Origin of the sequence: Kibdelosporangium persicum (assembly GCF_013280595.1) — a bacterium.
Taxonomy (GTDB): domain Bacteria; phylum Actinomycetota; class Actinomycetes; order Mycobacteriales; family Pseudonocardiaceae; genus Kibdelosporangium; species Kibdelosporangium persicum.
Genome location: NZ_JAAATY010000003.1, coordinates 1 through 21,245 on the forward strand (window position 1 = coordinate 1; position 21,245 = coordinate 21,245).

16 protein-coding genes are annotated in these 21,245 nt (G+C 68.9%); 5 read left to right on the forward strand and 11 right to left on the reverse strand.

Annotated elements, in window-relative coordinates; translation table 11 throughout:
- Positions 1-19: 19 nt before the first annotated feature.
- Both GC106_RS06800 and GC106_RS06805 read right to left on the reverse strand, forming a co-directional pair.
- Positions 20-1,402, reverse strand: a complete 1,383-nt coding sequence (locus GC106_RS06800) for an IS1380 family transposase (protein ID WP_312872492.1) — start codon at positions 1,400-1,402, stop codon at positions 20-22.
- 146 nt (positions 1,403-1,548) lie between these two features.
- On the reverse strand, positions 1,549-4,059 hold the full coding sequence (locus tag GC106_RS06805) for an Hsp70 family protein (protein ID WP_173125631.1): 2,511 nt from the start codon (positions 4,057-4,059) through the stop codon (positions 1,549-1,551).
- 165 nt (positions 4,060-4,224) lie between these two features.
- Here GC106_RS06805 and GC106_RS06810 point away from each other — a divergent pair, with 165 nt between their 5' ends.
- From GC106_RS06810 to GC106_RS06830, 5 genes are read left to right on the forward strand one after another with little or no spacing between them, the layout of a single operon-like run.
- Positions 4,225-5,205, forward strand: a complete 981-nt coding sequence (locus GC106_RS06810) for an AAA family ATPase (protein ID WP_173125633.1) — start codon at positions 4,225-4,227, stop codon at positions 5,203-5,205.
- Position 5,206: 1 nt separating this feature from the next.
- On the forward strand, positions 5,207-6,352 hold the full coding sequence (locus tag GC106_RS06815) for a DUF58 domain-containing protein (RefSeq protein WP_173125635.1): 1,146 nt from the start codon (positions 5,207-5,209) through the stop codon (positions 6,350-6,352).
- Complete coding sequence (locus GC106_RS06820; protein ID WP_173125637.1) at positions 6,349-8,736, forward strand: transglutaminase TgpA family protein; 2,388 nt, start codon at positions 6,349-6,351, stop codon at positions 8,734-8,736. The genes GC106_RS06815 and GC106_RS06820 overlap by 4 nt, the downstream gene beginning before the upstream one ends.
- Positions 8,737-8,749: 13 nt before the next feature.
- Positions 8,750-11,095, forward strand: a complete 2,346-nt coding sequence (locus GC106_RS06825) for a PASTA domain-containing protein (protein WP_173125639.1) — start codon at positions 8,750-8,752, stop codon at positions 11,093-11,095.
- A gap of 6 nt (positions 11,096-11,101) precedes the next feature.
- Complete coding sequence (locus tag GC106_RS06830) at positions 11,102-12,613, forward strand: COG1470 family protein (RefSeq protein ID WP_173125641.1); 1,512 nt, start codon at positions 11,102-11,104, stop codon at positions 12,611-12,613.
- Positions 12,614-12,700: 87 nt separating this feature from the next.
- On the opposite strand, the gene GC106_RS06835 is transcribed toward GC106_RS06830, so the two are convergent.
- From GC106_RS06835 to GC106_RS49220, 9 genes are all read right to left on the reverse strand, one after another.
- Positions 12,701-13,192: a zinc-ribbon domain-containing protein gene (locus GC106_RS06835; RefSeq protein ID WP_173125643.1), complete on the reverse strand. Its 492-nt coding sequence runs from the start codon at positions 13,190-13,192 to the stop codon at positions 12,701-12,703.
- Positions 13,192-13,722: a hypothetical protein gene (locus tag GC106_RS06840; RefSeq protein ID WP_173125646.1), complete on the reverse strand. Its 531-nt coding sequence runs from the start codon at positions 13,720-13,722 to the stop codon at positions 13,192-13,194. Before GC106_RS06840 ends, GC106_RS06835 begins: the two co-directional genes overlap by 1 nt.
- Positions 13,719-15,680 (reverse strand): putative baseplate assembly protein, encoded by a 1,962-nt coding sequence (locus tag GC106_RS06845; protein WP_173125648.1) that lies wholly within the window; start codon positions 15,678-15,680, stop codon positions 13,719-13,721. Before GC106_RS06845 ends, GC106_RS06840 begins: the two co-directional genes overlap by 4 nt.
- 76 nt (positions 15,681-15,756) lie before the next feature.
- Complete coding sequence (locus GC106_RS06850; protein WP_173125650.1) at positions 15,757-16,173, reverse strand: gp25 family contractile injection system sheath assembly initiator; 417 nt, start codon at positions 16,171-16,173, stop codon at positions 15,757-15,759.
- 16 nt (positions 16,174-16,189) lie between these two features.
- Entirely contained in the window at positions 16,190-17,845 is a 1,656-nt protein-coding gene (locus GC106_RS06855) for a VgrG-related protein (protein WP_173125652.1), read from the reverse strand.
- Positions 17,838-18,512 carry a CIS tube protein gene (locus tag GC106_RS06860; RefSeq protein ID WP_173125654.1) on the reverse strand — a complete coding sequence of 225 codons (675 nt, stop codon included), beginning with the start codon at positions 18,510-18,512 and terminating at the stop codon, positions 17,838-17,840. The genes GC106_RS06855 and GC106_RS06860 overlap by 8 nt, the downstream gene beginning before the upstream one ends.
- Positions 18,513-20,642 (reverse strand): eCIS core domain-containing protein, encoded by a 2,130-nt coding sequence (locus tag GC106_RS49215; protein ID WP_173125656.1) that lies wholly within the window; start codon positions 20,640-20,642, stop codon positions 18,513-18,515.
- Positions 20,620-21,084: a phage tail protein gene (locus tag GC106_RS06870; protein ID WP_173125658.1), complete on the reverse strand. Its 465-nt coding sequence runs from the start codon at positions 21,082-21,084 to the stop codon at positions 20,620-20,622. The genes GC106_RS49215 and GC106_RS06870 overlap by 23 nt, the downstream gene beginning before the upstream one ends.
- The gene (locus GC106_RS49220) at positions 21,074-21,226 is read right to left on the reverse strand and encodes a DUF6760 family protein (RefSeq protein WP_312872493.1); all 153 of its coding nucleotides are present in this window, start codon (positions 21,224-21,226) and stop codon (positions 21,074-21,076) included. Before GC106_RS49220 ends, GC106_RS06870 begins: the two co-directional genes overlap by 11 nt.
- Positions 21,227-21,245: the final 19 nt, after the last annotated feature.

Here is a 21,245-nt window from a genome sequence, read left to right on the forward strand (position 1 = left end):
GGGGTGCCTTGGTGGGTGGTCAATGCTGGAGTGGGGGTGGGGAGTGTGCCCGGTCGAACAGCAGTAGCCAGGCGTTGCGGTGGGGCCAGTGGGTGGGCAGGCGCAGGGTGGTGCGGCGTGCTTGGCGGGTGAGTTGGGCGGCCACGGTGATCAGGGTGCGGCGCAGGGTGGTGGTGTGGGCGCGGGCGAAGCGTCCGGTGGCCAGGCAGCCGGTGGCGCGCAGGAGGTTGTGGGTGATGGTGGCCAGGATCAGCCAGGCGGCGTTGGCGATGAAGGCGTGTGACGGGAAGTGGGTCAGGGTGCTGGTGGCGAGTTGGCCCAGGACGTGTTCGATGCTGCCGGCTCGTTGGCGGTGGCAGGCCTCGGCTTGGGTCTTTTCGAGTGGGGAGTTGGTGAGGATGGCGTGGTAGCGGTAAGCGGGGAATAGTGGTTGTTGGTCGGTGTGCGGGGTGGTGATGGGCACGCGGCGCACGATCAGCCGGAGGGTGGCTGGTCCGGTGGGGTGCCGGGTGATGTTGGTGAGAACGGTCAGGCTGGTCTCGGCGATCTCGGCGTGGGTGATCAGCTGCCCGGTGTCCTGGTCGCGGATGGGGGTGGCGAAGGTGACCGGTTGCCAGTGTGGTTCGGGGATGTCGTGGATGGCGGCGGTGACGTTGCCGCTGTGGCGTGCGGTGATGGAAAACCATGCGCCGGCCGTGATCACCTCGGTGATGACCTCGCCGTTGAAGAACGCCGAGTCCATGCGTACCAGGATGGGGCCGGTCGCGCCGCAGGCTCGGGCGGTGGTCAGCGAGCGGCGCAGCAGGCTGGCGGCGTTGCGGGCGGAGTGGGCGTTGCCGCCGCGTAGCCGGCTGTCGAGGATCACCGGAGCGGCCAGCGGGGTGCCCAGCGTGATGAGTTGGTAGTCCAGGCCGAACAGGTTCTTGTGCCCGTACGCGGCACCTTGTTTCTTGCTGTGCACCTGCTGGGTTTTGGAATCCATGTCCACAAAGGCCAGCTGATCGACGCCGGGCAGCAGCGGGGTCTGGGCGGCCAGCCTGACCAGCACCCCGTGAGCCACGTGCTGCAACTGGGTCAGGTGACCGATGCCGAAATACCGCAGGAAGCTGCCCAGCGTGGACGGTGCCCTGATACCGTCGAACAGCAGCGGCAGCCCGCCATGGCGGATCACGTCCAGATCGTCGATCGAGTCCGCGCCACAGACCATGCCCGCCACGATCGACGCGATCTTCGCGCCGGCGTTGGCGCCGATCGAGCCACCCAGCCGGACATGCCTATCGGCCAGCTCAGACAGGCCCGCATCCTGCGCTAATCGCATCGCCGGCACCAGCCCGGCCTGCGACACCAACGTCGGATGGTCGAACCTCGCGTCAATCCCACCACGGGTATGCGATGCTTTCACTTAACAGGTGCCCTCTTCTGTGATGGCTTGTTCCCTAGACAAGAACAATCATCCCAGCTCAGAGGGCACCTGCCCGTCTACGACATACCCACCACCAACACATTCACCGGTGGATCAGGGTTCTAACCCTGATAACCACTCACGAATCAGAAGGTGGCGGTCCAGGTGGCCGCGTCGGTGGTGTTCCGCTCGCCTGCCTGGCCGAGCCCGACGACAACGAACTGCTTGCCCGGCAGGGGGAACAGCCCGTTGAGGAAGACGCCGCGCGGGGAACCCGGAGCGCTGGCGATGTTCCACCGTTCCCACTTCTGGTCCGCGGCCTGGGTCCAGCAGCTCAGCGGCGGCGGCTGCCCCGAGCCGATCGACCCGCACACCAGCAGTGTCCCGTCGGACAGCCGGGCGACGCCCTTCAGGTTCGGCGCGCCTTCCGGGATGTACGGCGACAGTTCCCACCGGACCCCGTCCTTGGACGTCCAGATCGCCGGCCCGTTCTTGGCGCCCTGCAACACCGAGCCCACGGCCACGTAACCGCCGCCCGCCGACTTGGTCACCTTCTCGATGTACTGCGGGCCGGTGCCGGACAACCCCGTCGTGTTGACGTGATTCCACGTCGCCCCGTCCACCGAGGTGTAGACCGCCGCGTCGCCGTCGTTGCGGTCGTCGCGGAAGTCCCGGCCGAAGGCCAGCAACCTGTTCTCCGGCCCCAGGATCACCGCGTTGAGCTCCTTGACGGTGGACGTCGCGGTGAAATCCCCCTGCTGCGGCAGCAAAGACCAGTCCAGGCCGTCGGTTGACGTCCACACCGCCGGTCGCTTCTTCTGGCCGGTGCCCGTCCAGCCGACGGCGACCAGACCGGACCCCGCCGGGACGACGTCGAGCATCAGTCCCTGTCCGTCCTCGGACACCTTGGCCTGGACGAAATCGTCCTTGCCGCCCTTGCTCAGCCAGGCCCGGGGCTGCCGGTTCTGGGAGAACCCCACGGCGACCAGGTCACCGTTCGGACGCCCGGTCACCGCGGTCATCTCGTCTGTTCCGTCCGGTGCGATGACCAACGGCCGGCCGGTCAGCGTGATCCTGCCGACCGCGGGTGTCCCGATGGCCGCCTCGGACGTGTTCTGCTGGTTCGGTTGCTGCCCGGTGTTCTGCGACGACTGGTTGGTCACGTAGAAAATCAGCCCGGCGACCACGGCGACGATGACGAGCACGACCGCCAGCGCGATCAGGCGCCCGCGGCGCTTGCCCGCCGAGTCGCCTGTCCGCACCGAGGCGATCTGCTCACCGCTGCGTGGCGGCGGTGTGATGGTCACCGGTTCGAGCGGCTGCATCGACTTGAGCACGGTACGGATGTCGGTGACGCCGGTCAGGCCGGAGCGGGCCAGGTCGACCTTCTCGACGACGGCGGGCGCGGGCTGTCCGGGCGGCTGCGGCGGGATCGATCCCATGCTGCGCTGCCCCGGTCCGGGGAACGCGGGCTGGGACCGCTGACCGGGTTGGTAGGCGGACGGCGGAGCCATCGGCCGCGAGCCCGTGGGGTTGTACAGCGGGTGCGGCGGACGCGCGGGCGGCGTGAACCCACCGGACGACCGGGTGCCGACAAAACGCGGGGCCGCTGCGATCGCGGCCCCGAGGCTGACGGTGTACTTCGGGTGCGCGTCCACCGCCACCCGGATGCCCAGTTCGGCGGACAAGAGCTGACGCACCAACGGAATCCGGCTCGACCCGCCGACCAGCAGCACTCCGTGCAGCTTCGCCGGATCCACTCCGGCACGCCGGACCACCTGGCCGAACACGCCGACCGTGCCGAGCACACGCTCCTTGATCAGGTCCTCGAACTCCGCGCGCGTGATCAGCACCTGACGGCTCACGCCGGGCAGCACGACCGGCACGACCACCTCAACGTCGGCGGACAGTGCCTCCTTGGCCTCCACGACCGAGCTGAACAGCTGCGCCATCGCGCTGGACATCACCGGATCGGTGAAGTCGAGCTGGGTGACGTCCACTCCCGCCGCGGTGCCGACGTGCCGGAACAAGGCGTGGTCGAAGTCGATGCCGCCGATCGAGTCGTCACCGCCGGCCTCGCCGTAGATCTCCACGCCGGTCGCGGTCTTGCGCACCACGCTGGCGTCGAACGTGCCGCCGCCGAAGTCGTAGATCCCGATCAACGACCCCGCTTCGATGCGCTCCTGCGCGGCGTACCAGGTGGCCGCCGCGACCGGTTCGGGCAACAGCCCGATCTCCCGCAGCCCGGCCTGTGTCGCGGCCTGCACGAGCAGGTTCTTGCGGTAGTCACCCCATGCCGCCGGATGGGTCAGCACCACGTGGTTCGGTTGCCCGCCCTGTAGTTCGGCCACCCGGGCCAGCGACCACTTCAGCACCTCGCCGGTCAGCTGGTGCGCGGTGTACCCCCGGCCACCGACCAGGATCGGGACGTCGTCACCCATCCGCCGTTTGAACTCGCGGGCCATCTTGTCCGGATCGGTGATCCCCCGCCGGGCGGCGGCCTCGCCGACCAGGAAGGTGCCGTCGTCACGCAGGAACAGCACAGACGGCACGGCGTTGGCGCGATTGCCCAGCGGCACGGTCTGCACCCGGCCGTCACGCCACAACGCCGCCGCGGTGTATGTGGTCCCGATGTCGACACCCAGCGGATAGGTCACTCACCAAACATAGTGGTCACAGTGTGACGCTTGGCGTCGATCCCCATGCCCGCACACTTCTCGTCACAGCGGGACGCCCGTATCGCTGCACTTTCGGGCAGGCCGCGCCCGGCCAATCGCAATAGTGTTTCCGCCACAGGACTGCGTACTCGACTGGGAGCGGCGATGACCTACGGCACTCAGCTCGCCGAGCGCGTCGGCTGGGTGCAGCGGCGCTGCAACGACCTGGTCCGCAACGTCGAGCACTTCATCCACGGCAAGACCAACGTGATCTGGAACGCCGTTGTCGGACTGCTCGCCGAAGGGCACCTCCTGATCGAGGACGTCCCCGGCGTGGCCAAGACCTCGCTGGCCAAGGCGATCGCGCACTCGATCGGCGGCTCGATGCGCCGGATCCAGTTCACCCCCGACCTGTTGCCGTCCGATGTGGTCGGTGTGCAGATCTACGACACGCACAAGGGCGAGTTCTCCTTCAAGGAAGGGCCGGTGTTCGCCAACATCGTCCTCGGTGACGAGATCAACCGCGCCTCGCCGAAGACGCAGTCGGCGCTGCTCGAGGCGATGGCCGAGCGTCAGGTCACTGTGGACGGTGTGACGTACCCGCTGCCGCGGCCCAACTTCGTGATCGCCACCCAGAACCCGGTCGACCAGCAGGGCACGTACTCGTTGCCGGAAGCCCAACTGGACCGGTTCATGATGCTGCTGCGGATCGGTTACCCCACGCCGGAGCACGAGGTGCGCATCGTCGGTGACGCGATCGCCCGCAGGCTGCCCGAGCAGTTGCAGCCGGTCTGCACGATCGACGACCTGCAGCAGATGATCGAGGTCGTGCGCGGGATCTACGTCGCCCCGGCGCTGCAGGCCTTCATCGTCACGATCACCAACGCCACCAGGACGATCCCGCAGCTCAAGCTCGGCGCCAGCCCGCGTGCCAGCAACGCGCTGGCCAACGCCGCGCAGGCACGGGCCGCGGTGGACGGGCGCGCGTTCGTCACCGCCGACGACGTCAAGCAGATGGCCAAGCCTGTGCTGGCGCACCGGCTGGTGCTCACTCCCGAGGCCGCGGTGCAGGAGTTCAAGCCGGAGGGGATCGTGGACCGCATCCTCGCGGCGGTTCCGGTGCCCCAGGCACCCGTCGGGGCGTGAGATGCCGACCAGGTCCGGTGTGGCGACGGCCGTCTCGGCGGTCGTCCTGCTCGCGCTGGGCCGGCTCGCGGACTACCCCGAACTGATCGCGCTCGGCTTCGCGGCGCTGGCCGCGCTGGCCGTCGCGGGCGGGTGGATGGCCCTGCGCCCGGACCTCTCCGCCGTCCGTGAGGTCCGCCCCCAGCGGGTCGCCGAAGGCGAGAAGGCGATGGGGGTGATCACCCTGACCAACGAGTCGAAACGGCGCAGCCCGCCCATCCTGGCCACCGAGCAGATGGCCAACCGGCAGGTCCAGGTGCCCATCCCGAGCCTGGCCGGCGGCAGTGACCACACCACGACGTACTACCTGCCGACGAACCGGCGCGGTGTCTTCCAGGTCGGGCCGATGTCCGTCGGGCACACCGATCCCTTGCGGCTCATGCGCGTCGGCACGGTTTTCTCCGCGTTCTCGACGTTGTACGTGCATCCGCGGCTGCGGGACGTCGAACCTGTGCCGACCGGGCAGACCAGGGACATGGACGGGCCGACGTCCAGCTACTCGCCGCAGGGCGGGGTGGCGTTCCACAGCCTGCGTGAGTACGTCCCCGGCGACGACTGGCGGCTCATCCACTGGAAGTCCACCGCCCGCACCGGCCAGATGATGGTGCGGCACAACGTCGTTCCCAATCAGCCGCGGCTCATGGTCGTGCTGGACGCCAACTCCCTCGGCTACTCCGAGGAGACGTTCGAGTCCGCGGTGAGCGCGGCCGCCTCGCTGGCGATGGCGGCGATTCGCGGCGGCTTTCCGCTGGAACTGCGCACGACCAGCGGTGGAGTCGCTGCCAGCGATCGGGCTTATGACGGTGCCGTGGCCGCGTTGGACCTGCTGGCGGCGGCCGAGGCGACGCGCGAAGACCCTGGCCTGACGGCCTTGCCGAGCATGGTGTCGACGGATGACAGTGTGGCCTTGGGTGTCGTGACCGGAACGCCAGATCCACGGGTGCTGTCCGTGTTGCCGACGATCCGCAGGCACTTCCTCATGGTCAGCCTGATCCAGTTCTCCGGCCGGCTCAACACCCCGCCGGCACCGTTGAACGGTGTCGTGTCGCTGACCGTCCGGACAGCGGACGAGTTCGCCGACGCCTGGAACAAGCTGGTGCGCACGTGACAGCCATCCGTCCGCAGTCCCCGCCCGCCGGGCCCGCCAGCGCCGGTGGCGATGTCACGCACACCGTCAGCGTCACGCGGTCGGCCTTGCTCAGCCCGGATCCACCACCGAAGAAGACCAAGCGCGCGCGACAGCACATTCCCCAGGCGCAGCCACGGCTGAAGATGGGCTTCCCGGCGTATTCGCAGCTTGTGCTCGCCGGGGCCGCGATCGCCGTGTCGAGTCTGTTGTACTTGCGCTACTACAGTGGGCTGAGCTTTCTGATCTCGGTCCTGGCCGCCACCGCGGCCGGCATGCTGATCGGGACGGTCGCGGCTGTCCGGCGATGGCCGTTGCTCGTGACACTCGGCGCCAGCGTGCCCGGGTTTCTGCTCGTCGCGATCTTCGCGGTGTTCCGCGGCACGCTCAGCCGGGGCATTCCCACGTGGACGACACTGAAGTCACTGGGGTCCAGCCTGATCTCCGGCTGGGTGAAGATGCTGTCGGTGAACCTGCCCGCCGATCCCAGTGGCGAGCTGGAGCTCACGCCCGCGCTGGTGTGTTTCGCCGCCGCGGTCGTCTCGGCGGGCCTGATCCTGCGCACCAAGTACCTGCTCGCCCCGATTCTGCCGCCGGTGCTGGTGTTCCTGTTCGCGCTGCCGATCACCGCGCCCCGGTCCGCCGGCGGCCTGGTGCCCGTCGGCGTGCTTCTGGTCCTGGTGCTGCTGCTGACGTTGATCCGTGCGGGCGCGTCCGACCCGATGGCCCGCACCATCAACGCCCGGGCCGCGTGGGGCCGCTTCCTCTTCGGCGTGCCTGTCATCATCGTCGCTGTCGCCGCCGGACTGGCCGGAATGCGGTTCGTTCCGCTCGCTGACGGCGACAGGCGGTTCGACCTGCGGGAGGTGGTCGAACCGCCGCTGAACGTCGAAGACGTGATCAACCCGTTGGCACGGGTGAAAACCCAGCTCCGCAAGCCGGACGCGGACGTGTTCACGGTGCGGCTGACCGGCGACACCGAGGGCGTCGACCGGATCAGGACGGTGGCGCTGGACAAGTTCGACGGCGCGATGTGGACCACGCAGGACCAGTTCCTGCTCGCCGGCAGCACGTTGCCGGAGGACGAGTCGCTGGTCGCGCCGCGCCGGGTCACCCTGGATGTCCGGATCACCGGCCTGCCGGGCCAGCATCTGCCCGAGGTCGGCGCGCCGGTGTCGATCACCGGCGCGCCCAGGGTCGGGTTCAGCAGGAACTCCGGCACGCTGGCCACCGACCAGGCGACGACCGGCTGGAACTACCGGCTCGTCGCCGAGGTCGGCAGGCGCGAGGGAGTGCAGAAGAGCGTTCCGCACGTCTCGGACTCCGGCAGGTACACCGAGCTGCCCCGGGACGATCCGCGAATCCCGGACGTCATCCTGGCCAAGGGCAACGAGCTGGCCGCGGGGGTGGCCGAGCCGTACGCCAAACTCATGGCGATCCAGAAGTACATGCAGTCCTTCCCGTACAATCTGGACACTCGGCCCGGGCACTCCTACGACGCGCTGAGCCGGTTGTTCGGACCGAACATCACCGAGCAGGTCGGGTACGCCGAGCAGTTCGCCTCCGCGTTCGCGGTGCTGGCCCGCACCCAGGGCTTCCCGACCAGGGTCGCCGTCGGCTATCTGCTGGACGAGGACCGCCGCAACGGTGACACCTATCAGGTCAAGTCGGGCGACGCGCACGCCTGGCCCGAGGTGAACCTGGCGGGGTACGGCTGGGTCGCGTTCGAGCCGACCGATCCGCAGCGGCGCCCGGCCACCGCGCCGAAGCCCCGGGACGCCGAGACGCCCGCGGACGAGAACCGGCCGGAGGAGAACGCGTCCGCCTCCCAGCCCGCCGAGGACCCGAATCTGCCCCGGCTCGGCGAAGGCGGGCTCACCGTGCTCGACTGGGCCCTGTACGTCCTCATCGGACTCGGCGTTCTCGTCGTGCTCACGCCGGTCGCCGTGGCGACCGAGAAGTTCCGCAGGCGCAGGCAACGGCGTTCCGGCAGCCGTGCGGCCCGGGTCATCGGCGCATGGCAGCAAGCCGCGGACCGGCTGATCGAGCACGGCGTCGCGGTAACGGCGTCGTCGACCGTGCAGGAGGTCAGTGACCAGGCACGGGACCGGATCGGCGAAGAGGGCACCGGATCACTCGCGGTCCTCGCCCCGCTCGTCACCAGGGCGATGTTCGAACCGGCCGAGCCGGACGACGAAGTCGTGCGGCAAGCGTGGGATCTGGAAACCCAACTGCGCAGGGAGCTGCGCAAAGCGCACAGTCCACTGTCGACTGTCCGGGCATGGCTGGACCCGAGGCCGCTGTACGCACGCTGGCGTGACGAGCGACGGCGCAGGCGCGCGCTGGACAAGCTGACCAGAGGATGACGGAGGTGGGGATATGACACGGTTGTCCCTGCGAAAGTCGTGGATGCGCAACGGGATCGCCACGGCAGGCGCCGTGGTGGCCGTCGGCGGCGTCGCTCTGGCCGGTGTGGACGGTGGGCACCAGGCGCAGGACGTCAGACTGCTGTCCGGCGCGGCCTGGCTGGCGTCCGGGCGGGTCGGCCAGCTCAGCCTGCTGGACGGGCCGTCGACCGAGGTCTCCGCGCAGGTCCAGGTGTCGGCGACGGGCGCGGTCCTCGACGTGGTGCAGGCCGGGCCGAACGCGTACGCGGTGGATCAGACATCGGGGACCATCAGGCGGATCGACGGGGCAACGTTCGAGGTCAGCGCGCCGGAGTCGCCCATACCAGGCACTCGTGGCGGCCTCACCGCGTTCGCCGGCTCCGGCAAGCTGTACATCGTGGACACGCAACGCGGGCTGTTCACCAACGCCGACCCGCGCACCGGACGGGCGTTGAGCGAGCCGAAGAGCCTGGCGCCGCAGCTCGCGCCGGGCACCACCGGCATCGACAACGACGGACGGCTGTGGATCTCCGACAACGCCACCGGTGACGTGCGCGTCGTCGCCGACGACGAGTCGGACGTGGTCGAGAAGGTGACTGGGCCGGGGCGCAGCATGTTGACCATCGTCAACGGCAGGCCCGTGGTCGTGGACGTCGCCGCCCGCAGGGCCAACGTGCTCAATCCCGTGACGAGGTCGGTCGAGAACACCATCGACCTCGACCTGCGGGAGAACGAGGAAATCCAGGTCAGTGGCTCGCCGTACGGCGACCGGCTCTACCTTGTCGCGCCGCGCGGCGTGCTGACGATCTGCGGGCTCGACGACGACACCTGCGCCGGCCCGGTGCCGTTGACCGGAGGCGAACTCGGTGCGGCGGTCGAGGCGCACAACCACTTGTTCGTGCCGGACTACACCACCGGCCAGGTCCGGATCGTGAACCTGGACAAGCGAACCGTGCTCGCGCAACCGCAGGTGCTCAAGCCCGCACGGCAGTTCCAACTGGTGTCCCGGGACGGCGTGGTCTTCTTCAACGACCCGGAATCCGACCAGGCCGGTGTGATCACACTGGACGGGACCGTGCTGAACGTCGCGAAGTACGACGCCAAGGACCCGGACAAGGGCCTCAACACCCCGATCAGGGGCGTTCCCCCACAGCCGGACGCTCCGCAGCAACCCGGGCGGCAACCCGGGCAGCACGATCCGACGCAGGCGCCCGTTCCCCCGGCGCAGAACCCGCCGACACAGGGCAGCCAACCGCCGCTTCCGCCCAACCAGCCGAATCCGCCGTATCAGCAACCCGCACCTCCGCCACCACCACCGCCCCCTCCTCCGCCACCACCGGCGCCCGCACCTCCGCCGTCGTCGCAGCAACCTCCTCCCACGCCGGAGAAGCCGGTCATCAAGATCACGCCGTCGAAGTCGAGCCCGGTGGTGAACGAACGCATCACGCTGAAGGTCGACGACAGCAAGGGCACCGCGCCCACGCAGGCGCACTGGTCCTTCGGGGACTCGCAGAGCGGCAGCGGCGCCATGGTCGGCCACGCGTGGACGAAGACCGGGATGTACCAGGTCAGCGTGCAGGTGACGATGCCGGATGGACAGACCGCGACGACGTCACGCTCGCTGGAGGTCACCGAGGAGCCGGACACCACAGTGCCTTCGGTGATCGGCAAGACCGAGGCCGCGGCGACCACTGAACTGACCAAGGCGAACCTGCGCACCACTGTCACGAAGGTCGCCAGCCACTCGGTCGCGGCGGGACTCGTGATCTCGCAGAACCCCGCCGGTGGGAAGGTCGTGGCGCCGAAGACCATGGTGAGCCTCCAGGTGTCGAGCGGCAGACCGGCGGCTGTCGACCTGCTCGGCCGTGCTTCCGGCGCTTCGTGGCGAAGCGGCGCGGGAACGTTGCCGTACAACGGAAGCGATGTCGACGAAAAAGGTTTCGTCAAACCACGCAGCGGTTTGCTGCTGGAAGACGGATCTGCGCCCTCGTTCCTGGAGACGCATCCGCAGTGGGTCGGCAACGGCTTCATCGAAGGCACGTACACCTTGCCGCGTGCGGTGGTGGCCGGTGACCGGTTCAAGGCCACGGTCGGTTTCATGGCGGTCGCCAGCCCGCCGTCGGCCGGTGGCGGCACGTTCGTCGTGAGCGTGGTCAAGAACGGTTCCCCGGTGACGGTCGCGACCGTGCCCGACTCCGCGTCGGACAAGGCGCTGCGGCAGATCAACGTCGACCTCACCCCGCACGCGGGTGCCAACCAGATCCGGCTGCGGTTCAACGCCGGGCCGAAATCGGACCAGGACTGGGCTTCCTGGGTCGCACCACGAATCGAAGGATGATCGCCGATGGCCATCGCGATGAAAGTGACCGTCAGCCCGGAGCGGATCTCGCTGGGCCCGGGCGAGTCGGCCGACGTCGAGGTGACGGTCCAGAACGCCAGCCAGGTGGTCGAGCACTTCGCGGGCCACATCGTCGGGCTGCCGAGCAACGACCTGTTCCGCTGTGAGCCGGACGTGGTGAAACTGCGCCCGAAGGAGGTCGGCACGCTGCGGATGCAGATCACCGTGCCGGAACGCGGCGGGCTGGTGGCGGGTCCGTACATCCTGGGCCTCGTGGTCAAATCGCCGTACAGCCAGGAAGTCTCGCGCTGCGAGGAGCTCCCGCTCGACGTACGGCCGGCTCCCGCGCTGACGATGAACGTGCAGCCCGAGGTGGCGAACGGCGGCAAGATCGGCAACTACGTGGTCAATCTGGCCAACGAAGGCAACATGCCGATGGCTGTGACGCTGTCAGGCAGCGACCCGGAGAACCGGGTCGGCTTCAAGTTCGCGCCCCGTGAGCTCCGGCTCGAACCGGGGATGGTCGCGGGCGCGCAGGTGACGGTGAACTCGGACCAACCGCTGACCGGTCAGGAGAAGCGCCGCTCGGCGACGCTGCGCGCGAACGCGGGCGACACCGTGGTGGAGAAGCCGGTCTCGTTCGTGCAACGGCCGAAGATCCGCGGCGGCTGGATGAAGTTCGCCGCCCTCGCCGCGGGGTTGGCCGTGCTCGGTGGCGCGACCGTGGGCGGCGCGCTGTTGTTGCGTGACATCAAGACACAGAATGCCGCTGCCACAGCACCCATGCAGCCGCCGCAGGCACAACAACCCCAGCCTCAGCCCAACCCCCAGCTGCCGCCCGCCCAGCAGCCTTCGCAGGCACCAGCTCCGCCGAACGCGAGCTCGGCGGCCGCTCCCCCGCCGCCGAACTCCCCGGCACCCTCGCAGCCGCCGGCCCAGCCGTCCGGTGCGCCGCAACCGGTGGCAGTCACCGACAACATCGACTTCGAACAGGACCTGAGCGGCCAGTCCGTGTCCAGGGACGGGCCGATCGCCGCCAACCACTACGCCGACAAGGGCCTGACAGTCATCGCCCTGCCCGACCGCGGGCCGATCCAGTGCAAGAACGCGACCCAGATGGCGCTGCGGATCAACCGGGCGAACCCGAACTCGACCAACCCCCTGGCGGGCGCGGGTGTCTATCTGACGTCGGGCATCCCGACGGAGATCCGGGAGTGCAACATCGTTCCGGTCCGGATGCAGTTCGACCGCCCGATCACGGCGGTGAACGTCTACTTCACCGGCCTGCCAGGCACCCGGTACACCGCGACGATGACGTTCCTCGACGGCACCCAGCAGGCCGTGCAGGGAACCGCGACCAAGATCGGCGAACGCGTCCCGATCGCCTTCCAGGTGCCGCAGGGAAAGCAGCCGATCAAGGACGTCGTCTTCGGCCTGAGCCCGGACGTCCAGCCGGACATCGGCGGCCGCACCAACATCCTGCTCAAGGGCGTCGGCTTCACCCGCGTGCCACAGTAGAGGACCAACGCCGAGGTGGGGTCGTGAGTGGTTATCGGCGTTCTAACGCCGATAACCACTCACGAGGGGCGACCAGCGGTGGTGGAGTCAGAGGAAGTAGGCCAACGCCCAGACCGTGCCCATGGCCACCAGGGGCAGGCCGATCAGCAGTGCCGTCTTCCACCACTGGCTCTTGCGTTTCGGGCCCGGGGCGACCGGAGGCGGCTCGGGCATCCATCGCGGCGGGAAAGCGGCACCAGGCCACAGCTCACACCCGCACACCTCACATCGCTTGCGGTGCGGAGGATTCACGTGACGGCACTGCGGGCAGTGCGGTCCCAGTGCCCGCGGACGTTCGGGCCGCATGACTGGCTGGGGTGGTGGTTGGCGGGGAGGCGCGTAGGTGCGTCGTGGTGGCGGCGGGGCGTGGGGCATCTGGCCGGTGTAGCTCACGATGCCGTCTTCCACCGGTTTGTGGGTGACCTTCTGCGGCTGGGGTTCCACCTGTGCCGGTTTGTCCAGCAGCAGGGGGTAGCCGCAGTGCGCACAGAGTTTCGCGCCCTGTGGCGGGACGGGATGGCCGCACTCGGGGCAGTTCATCATTGCTCCTGCTTCTCCGACCGGACGATCAGGTCCACCCGGACGCCGATCGGCAGTTCCTCGGCCAGGAACGTCATCACCTGCTTCTTCGTCAGCAGGCCGGTGTGGTCCAGCTCCACGGTGACCACATGCGAGGGCTGCGGCACGTCGTCCCGAGGCCCGAACACGCCGCCCGAGTCGATCACGTCGACCCGGCTGTCGGTCAGTGCCTCGAGCAACAGTTCCAGGCCCCGGCTGGTGCCGCGCCACACGAGCGCCTCGCCCACCGCGCGGATCAGACGTCGTTGCGCGTCGCGCAGCCGGGCGTCCTCCGAGCCGAGCATGGCGGCGTCGACATCCACGCCGATCCAGGAGGCCATGTACGCCAGCATCTCCGGCGAGGCCAGGTTCACGTCGAGCTCGTACTCGATGTCCGAGACCTGCTCACGGACCGAGTCGCCGATCTCCTCGAACGCCCGCACGAAACCGGCGATCACCCGGTCGCGGCGCATCGCCGCCGGAAGCTGGTCGACCAACCACCCGTGGTTCATTGCCGGACCACCACCCGATGCGACACCGACATGAACAGCTCCTCCTTGGCCAGCCGGACCCGCTGGCCGACTTCCTCCGGCTGCTGCCTGCCACGCAGGTCCGCCAGGAACATGTGCACGGTCTCCGCCCGCGAAACCCCGGCGACACCGCGCAACACCGAGAAGATGTCCCCAATGGACAGATCGGTGTCGAACGGCCAGCCGCGGCCGTCCGAGCCTCCCGTGACCGGGTTGACGAACTCGTACAACGCCCGCTCGGCGTCCTCCCGCACCTTCTCCGGCCGCACGGTCGGCGCCGCGTGCACCTCGGCGACGACCGTGATCCCCTGGTACGACGGCGTATCGATACGAACCTGGGTCGTCAACAGCCTGCGGCCGTCGAGGTAGCCCTTGATCTGGTCGACCAGGTCCGGTTTGAGGGCCAGGTCCTGCAGCTTCATCGTCTCCGGTGCCACGTCGACCCGCGGCACCACCAGCAGCCGCACGGGGTCGCCCGCCTTCAGCGGAGGCAGGCACCGCGCACGGGCAGCGCCGGGAGCCGCGGCCAACGTGAGCCGTTCGAAGTCCTTGCCGGTCACCGCACGGTGCCCGCCACGCAGGTACAACGGCCCGCGAACCTTCGCGTTCTCCACGGTTTCCGCGTCGACACCACCGGTCGCCGGTTCGAGGTTGCGGACCGAGTCGACCGACTGGATGGCGCTCAGCGGCACGGTCAGCTTGCCCGCACCGACGTTGCCGCGCCTGCCGCCGCCGTAGCGGTAACCGGTCACCCAGATCTGCGAGTCTTCCTCGGGAATGGCGCCGTACTGCCGGATCCGGCCGTCGCGGCCGATCACCCGTGGCCCGAACCGGATCTCGCCGGTCGCACCGTTCCATGTGTACACACGGTCGTGCTCGGTCGCGTCGGTGAAGTCCGCCACCTCGGTCCACTGCACGGGATCCGGATCGACGCCGGGCTCGCGCCGCGGAGGAACGATCTCGACACGCTCGCGAGGACGACGAGGCAGCACCGGCGCGCGGCGCACCACGTGCACCTGGCCGGGTTCGCCGGTGCTGGTGCCGATCAGCTCCCGGGGAGCGGGCTCGGCGTGATGCGCGGGAACGGCACCGCCGAGACCGACCACGTTCACCGAGTCCAGCAACGGCGGCGTGTCGTAGGTCTGGCCCTCCACCGCCGGGTCGATCAGCTTGGCACGCACCCAATGTGCCCGCACCGGCCCGATCGCCAGGTTCTCGTGCCTTCCTTTGAGCAACATCGTGACTTCGCCGGAGGTGTTGAAGCCGTCGCTGGTGTCGGTCAGCACCTTGGCGTTCGACCAGTCCCGGCCGTTCCAGCTCTGCCACACGCGCGGCGGGTTGCGCGGGTCGATACCGCGGCCGGCCGCGCCGCTCACCTCGATGTCGACCCGGATCAGGTTGCCTTCGAGGCTTTCCTCGAAGCCCAGGTACATCGCGTCGTCCACGTGCAACGACGGGAACACCGGGATCTGCGTGCCCTCCAGGCCGAGTTCCTCGGTCTTGTTCTCGAACCGGCCGTCGGTCCTGGTCAGCAGCGCGGTCAGCTTCGGCCTGACCAGCATCAGGTCCGTGTCGGTCATGAAGACGATCTGGTCCTCGCCGTGCCCGCGCTCGGTGCCGACCTGGGTGCCGCCGGGCACACGGATCGACTGCTCGGGCGGCGCGGCCAGCGTGAACAGGATGTCGGTGCGGGCGGGCGACGCCGAGGCCAGCTCGATCCCGACCAGCTCGAGGAACTTCACGTACAGCCGGTCGGGCACCTGGTTGAGCCGGTACAGGATCATCTCGGTCATCCAGGCGAACAACTCGATCAGCGCGACGCCGGGGTCCGACACGTTGTGGTCGGTCCATTCCGGACAGTGCCGGGCGATCCGCCGTTTGGCCTCGTCGACGATGTCCTGGAACCGGCGGTCGTCGAGATTCGGCGCGGGAAGGCTCATGAGCGCTCTCCGTGGTGACTCGCGTCCCGCCGCATCAGCCTGGGCGCTGTGGTGAATGGTTCGCTCGCAAGCTCGCTCACGGCGCCGGTTCCTCCTGAGGTATCACGTAGAACGGGTAGACCAGGTTGCGGTGGTCGTTGGTCGCCTTCACCCGGTAGGCGATGTCGATGGAGATCATCGAGCCGTCGCCTTCCGGTTGCGCGCGCACCGTTTCGAGCTCGATCCGCGGTTCCCACCGCGTCACCGCCTCCCGCACGCTCTGTTCGATCAGGCCGATCGTGTTCGCGTTGACCGGCGCGAAGACCTGTTCCCACATCGCGCAGCCGAAGTCGGGGCGCATCACGCGTTCCCCGGGCGCGGTGGTCAGGATCATCCGCAGCGCGGCGTCGATCTCCTCGCCGCCCTCGACCAGACGAACACTGCCGCCGGGCGTGATCTGACCGGGGAACGCCCAGCCGGAACCGATCAGGTCGCCGTTGCCCGGCTCGCTCATCGCCTTACCCCCACCCCTAGTTCAGCTTGATCGGCCTGCCGGTCGCGGTGATCGCGCCCTGGGCCGTGATGTCGATCTTGGCCGCGTCCAGCTTCAACGAGTTGGCCGCCTTGACTTCGATGTCCTTGGCACTGATCACCAGCTTGGTCTCACCGGCCAGTGTGGACTCGTCCTTCTCCAGGGTCAGCTCGCACTCCGCGTCGCCGAGCTTGACCGTGATCCTGCTTTTCGGGTCGTCGGTCAGCACGATCCGGTGGTTCTTGCGGCTGGCCATCACCCGGTCCTTGACCTTGCCGTCCTGCGTCGGGTTGGGCTCCGGCGGCTTGTCCTTGCGCCCCCACAACCCGCCGAGCACGATCGGCCGCGACTTGTCGTCGTTCTCGAACCCGACGAGCACCTCGTCACCGACCTCGGGCAGCCATTCGATGCCACGCGACGCGCCCGCGCCGATCGTCGCCACCCTGGCCCAGTGGCTCTCGTCGTCCGACAGCGTCGGGAACTTGATCTTGACCCGGGCCTGGCTTTCCTTGTCGTCGTTGTTCGTCACCACGCCGACGACCAGGCTTCCCCAGCCCCGGTGTTCCTGCCGGTTCGCCGTGCCGCCGCCACCGATGATGTCGACCAGGCTTTCCGCTTCCTTGGCGCCACAGGTGAATCGCGTGACGTACGGCCGGTCGGCGCCGTAGATGTGCTCGACCATGGTCACCCGGTACTTACCGCCGAGCCGTGCGCCGACCTTGTCCAGCGTCACGTCGTTGCCGGCGCCGATCCACGGATTGCCCACGGCCTCACCACGCATGACAACGCCGCCCCCGGAAGCCTTGGCCATCAACGACTGCGCGCGAGCGTCCGCTTCGGACTGACTGGCCGCCGGGAACTGACCGGCCCGCCGTGTCACCTGACCGAACGCACGCTTGGCCGCCGAGGCCATCTGAGCCGCGGCCGGCGCGTCCGTGCCCGGGTCGGGCGTGTTGGCCCGGCCGGTGATCGTCTTCTTGTCGACCGGGTCCCACGCGGTGACCACGACTTCGTCACACGCGTCGACCGAGGCGAACCGGACCTTGAAGCTGCGCAGGTTCTCGCCCCACGTGAGCTTCGGCGCCTGGCCACGGCCGCTCGGCTTGCGCTTGAAGTGGAACTTGTTCTCCGTGATCCAGAAGTCGAAGCCGATCGACGCCGCGATCCGCCGCAGGAACGCGTAGTCGGTCTCGTTGTGCTGCAACATGTGCGCCCGGACCTCGGAGGTGCCGTCGATGTTCGGGTCGAGGCCGTACTCCCCGGAGATCCGGCGGGCGATGTCCGCGTCGGTCATGTTGGTGAAGGCACGGGACTTGCCACCGCGGGCCATCCGGTGCGTGAGGTCCAGACCGGTCACGACCAGCTCGTGCCGTCCGGTCACACCCGGCTCCACCGACACCGCGGTGACCTCGCCGGACGTCACGACCACGGGCTCGCCCTCGGCGCGGAACGCGATCTGGATCTTCGTGCCCGGCCTGAACTTGTCCTCGTCGAACAGCTCGAAGTGCGGGTCGTCGAAGTGCAGCGAGAAGGAGTCCGGCAGCTGCACGGACTCCTCGACGTGCACGAGCATCAGCCTGGCGTACAGCTCGGTCCGCAGCGGCGAGCCGTCCACGGTCAGGATGACGCTGTCAAGACGCCGCTGCTCAGGCATACCGGCCGTCCCGGCGGCGGGTGCCCTGCTCCGGGATCGCCAGCTGCTTGCCCTTGGGCAACGCCAACGGGTCCAGGATGCCGTTGGCCTCGGCGATCTGCCGCCAGCGGGTCGAGTCGCCGTAGTGCGCGGCCGCCACCCGGTCGAGGGTCTCCCCTGGCCGCAACTGGTGCACCGTGTGCAGGGTCGGCGTCGAGGACGTCGGGTTCTGCAACGGCAGCTGGTCCTCGTCCTTCCACTGCTTGAGCGTGAGGTCCGCCTTGCACCGCAACGGTTTGCCCGAGCTGGCGAAGTACGTGAACCGGATCTGGACGCGTTCGACGATGCACTTGAACGACTTCGTCTCGCCCCAGTGGAACTCCACCCACGGCGGACGGGCCTTGTTGCGGCTCGAGTCCGCACCGGCCAGCGCCGGATCGACCTTCATCAGCTTGAGCAGCTTGTCGGTGTGGGTGGTGACCGGATCGCCGCTGCGGGTCGTGTCGAACGTCAGCGACATCGACATGGTGGCCGACTGACCGGACTGGAACCGCAGCTCGGGCGCGTTCTTGCCCTTCGCCTCGCCGCCCTGCCAGCTGTTGGACTTGCTGATGGTCAGCTCGGCCGGGTTGAACATGCAGTCGATCTGGTCCTTGCCCTCGGTCAGCAGGTACGCCTTCACCGCCATCTAGAACACCCCCGCGTAGCGCCCGCCGCGGCGTTCGAGCTGGCGGAGCAGTCGTTCTTCCAACGCCTCGGCGATCCGGTCGAGGTCCACACCGGACAGTGCCTGCCGGGCTCCGGGGCCGAGCACCTGGCCGGCCGCGCCCATGGCCTGGCCTGCCAGGCCGCCGACGGCGTTCTGGGCGTCGCCGACCGCGCCCATCGCCTGGTTGCCGAGATCCTGCACGGCACCTGTCGCCTGCGTCATCGCACCGTTGACCCACTGGTTCGCCTGACCGGCAAGGCCGTTCACGCCGTCGGTCGCCATTCCCTGTGCCTGGCTGACCATGCCCTGCGCGGCCTGGCTCATCTGGCTGACGGCCTGGTTCGCTTCGCTGATCGCGCCCTGAGTCGCCTCACGGACCGCGTTGTCCACGACGGTTCTGGCGATCTGCGAGACCGCGCCGACAACGCCGTTCGCCCCGCCGCCGACCGGCAGGCTGTCGATCAGACCGGCCGAGACCGACCCGGCCTCCTCGCCCATCCGGTTGGCGAAACCCGATGCCGCACTGGAGAAACGTTCGCTCATGCCGCCGGCCGCGCTGCTCAGCTCGCTCGCGCCGGAGCCGATGGCCGACGTGGCGCTGTTCGCCAGGCCACCGGCCATCCCGGTCGCCTGGTTGGTCAAGCCGCCCACGCTGGGCAGCCCGCCGCCGAACAACCGCTGCACGCGCATGGGCGCGACGGATTCGAACTGTGAGCCGACGGTTCTGGCCTGGCGCTCGTCGGAATCCATCGAGCCGGTGTGGCTGTGCAGCATGAATCGCGGGCGGGTGACCGGCGAACGGGCGTGGGTGAGTTCGTGGGCCAGCACGCCGAGCGAAGCCGGGTCCTGGCTTGGCTGCTGGGCCAGGTGCACGACTTTGCCGGTGGTCGCGCCCAGCGCGCCCACTTCAGCGAGGGCTCGCCGCGTCGCGGGGCCAGTCGTGTAGGAGGCGCCGTCCGCGCTGCCCGTCAACTGCGCCACGAGGGGCCGCATGCTGGTCGGGAACGGCTTCGGCGATTCGAGCGGGACGGACGCGATGGCGGCACGCCAGCGCTGTTCCGGTGAAGCGGGCCGCTCGGCGACTTCGGCGGCGGCCAGGGATCGCGGTGCGGCCGTCGGCATGGACATCGGCGCGTGGGCGAAAGGCGGCTGGCCAAGGGCATCGGATGCCTGAGCGGTCGCCAATGGCCTGCCAGGCAATGACATCGGCCCGGGCTGAGGCGACGCGGCGCGGCCTGCCACGGAACGAGCCGCGAACAGCGGCTGCATCACTGACGGCTGTGCGGTTGGTGACGGCACCTTGGCCGGTTGAGCAGCGGACTGGCCAGGGATGGCCGGAGTCGACTGAGCGGCGACCGCGAGGCTCTGCGCCGCGGACAGCGGCCCGACCGACAGCGAGCCAACGGGCAGTGAGATCGGGGAAGGTGAGACCGGAGACATCGGACCGGGCGCCACTGTGCCTGCCGACCAGAGGCCCGACGACAAAGGACTCGCAGGCGATCCGGCCGCCGATGCCGGACCCGCCGCCGTCTGCGCCGGCAGCTTCTGGGCCGACAACTTCTGGACCGATATCTTCTGGGCCGCCAGCGTGTGGGCCGCGGCCGTGATCGCGCCGGGCGAGTTCGCCACCGGACCGGAAACCGGTGCGCCAGCGGCTTTGCGGACACCGCCACCGGAACCGGCCACGGTGGCCGGACGGACCAGGGGCCGCGCGGGCGGGACCACAATGGACGCCGCTTCCCGCTGGACCACGGCGGCCAGGCTCCCGGCCACACCCGGGGACGGAGCCATCACCAGGTGTTCGGTCGACCCGCCGATCACCTTGCCCTTGGCGTTGCCCGTCAACGGAACCCGCCGTGTCAACAAAGGACGCTCAGGCGGGTACGCCGGCTCGGCGGGCGCCTCACGGGCCGGGAAGCTGCCGGAACGGAATCCCGGCAGCAAACCGCCGACCAGCCGCTGGACGGCCATCCGCCACCACGGCGGACGCACGGCCAGCGACTTGACCGGCACCACGTCAGGAGCCTGCGGGGCCGCCGCCTGCCTGCGGCGGAACGGGATCAGGCCACGCAGGCGGCCGCCGATGCTACTTCGCCGGTTTGAAGCCACAGTGGCACACCTCCAGCTCCTCGGTGGCCAGATCCTTCGACGTGGCGGCCAGCTTGGGGCCGCTCCACTTGACCGGGAAGGCCTCGGTGAAGTCCCACCGGCGGACCACCTTGCCGGTCGAGTCCTTCAGCTGCACCGAACCGTGCCTGCGTTCGATCTTGTTGCCCGCCGACTCCAGGCCGTCACCCGAGCACTTGGCGAACCACTCGAACAGCGTGTCGGTGTCGGTGATCCCGCGCTTGAGCACGAGATTGGGCCACTTCATCTGCTTGGGCAGTTTGTGCGTGAACTGGTTCTGCCCGCCCTCGACGACTTCCTCGGTGTCGATCTGCACCGACAACCCGGAAACCTCGAGGAACGTGCCGATCGTCAGACCGTCCACCGTGAACACGAACTGGCCGGAGAACGGCGGGTCCATGGTCCGTGCCTGATTACTCGCCATCGCCGCCGATCCCCTGCCAGAAACGTTCGTTCAAGGTGCTGACTTCCTCCAGCAACGTGATGCGGTCGCCGTGTTCCAGATCGAGTAGCTGGTCCAACCCCCAGTGCAAGTGGTAGGCCAGATACGTGATCTCCCGCCACAACGTGGCGGCGGCGTAACGG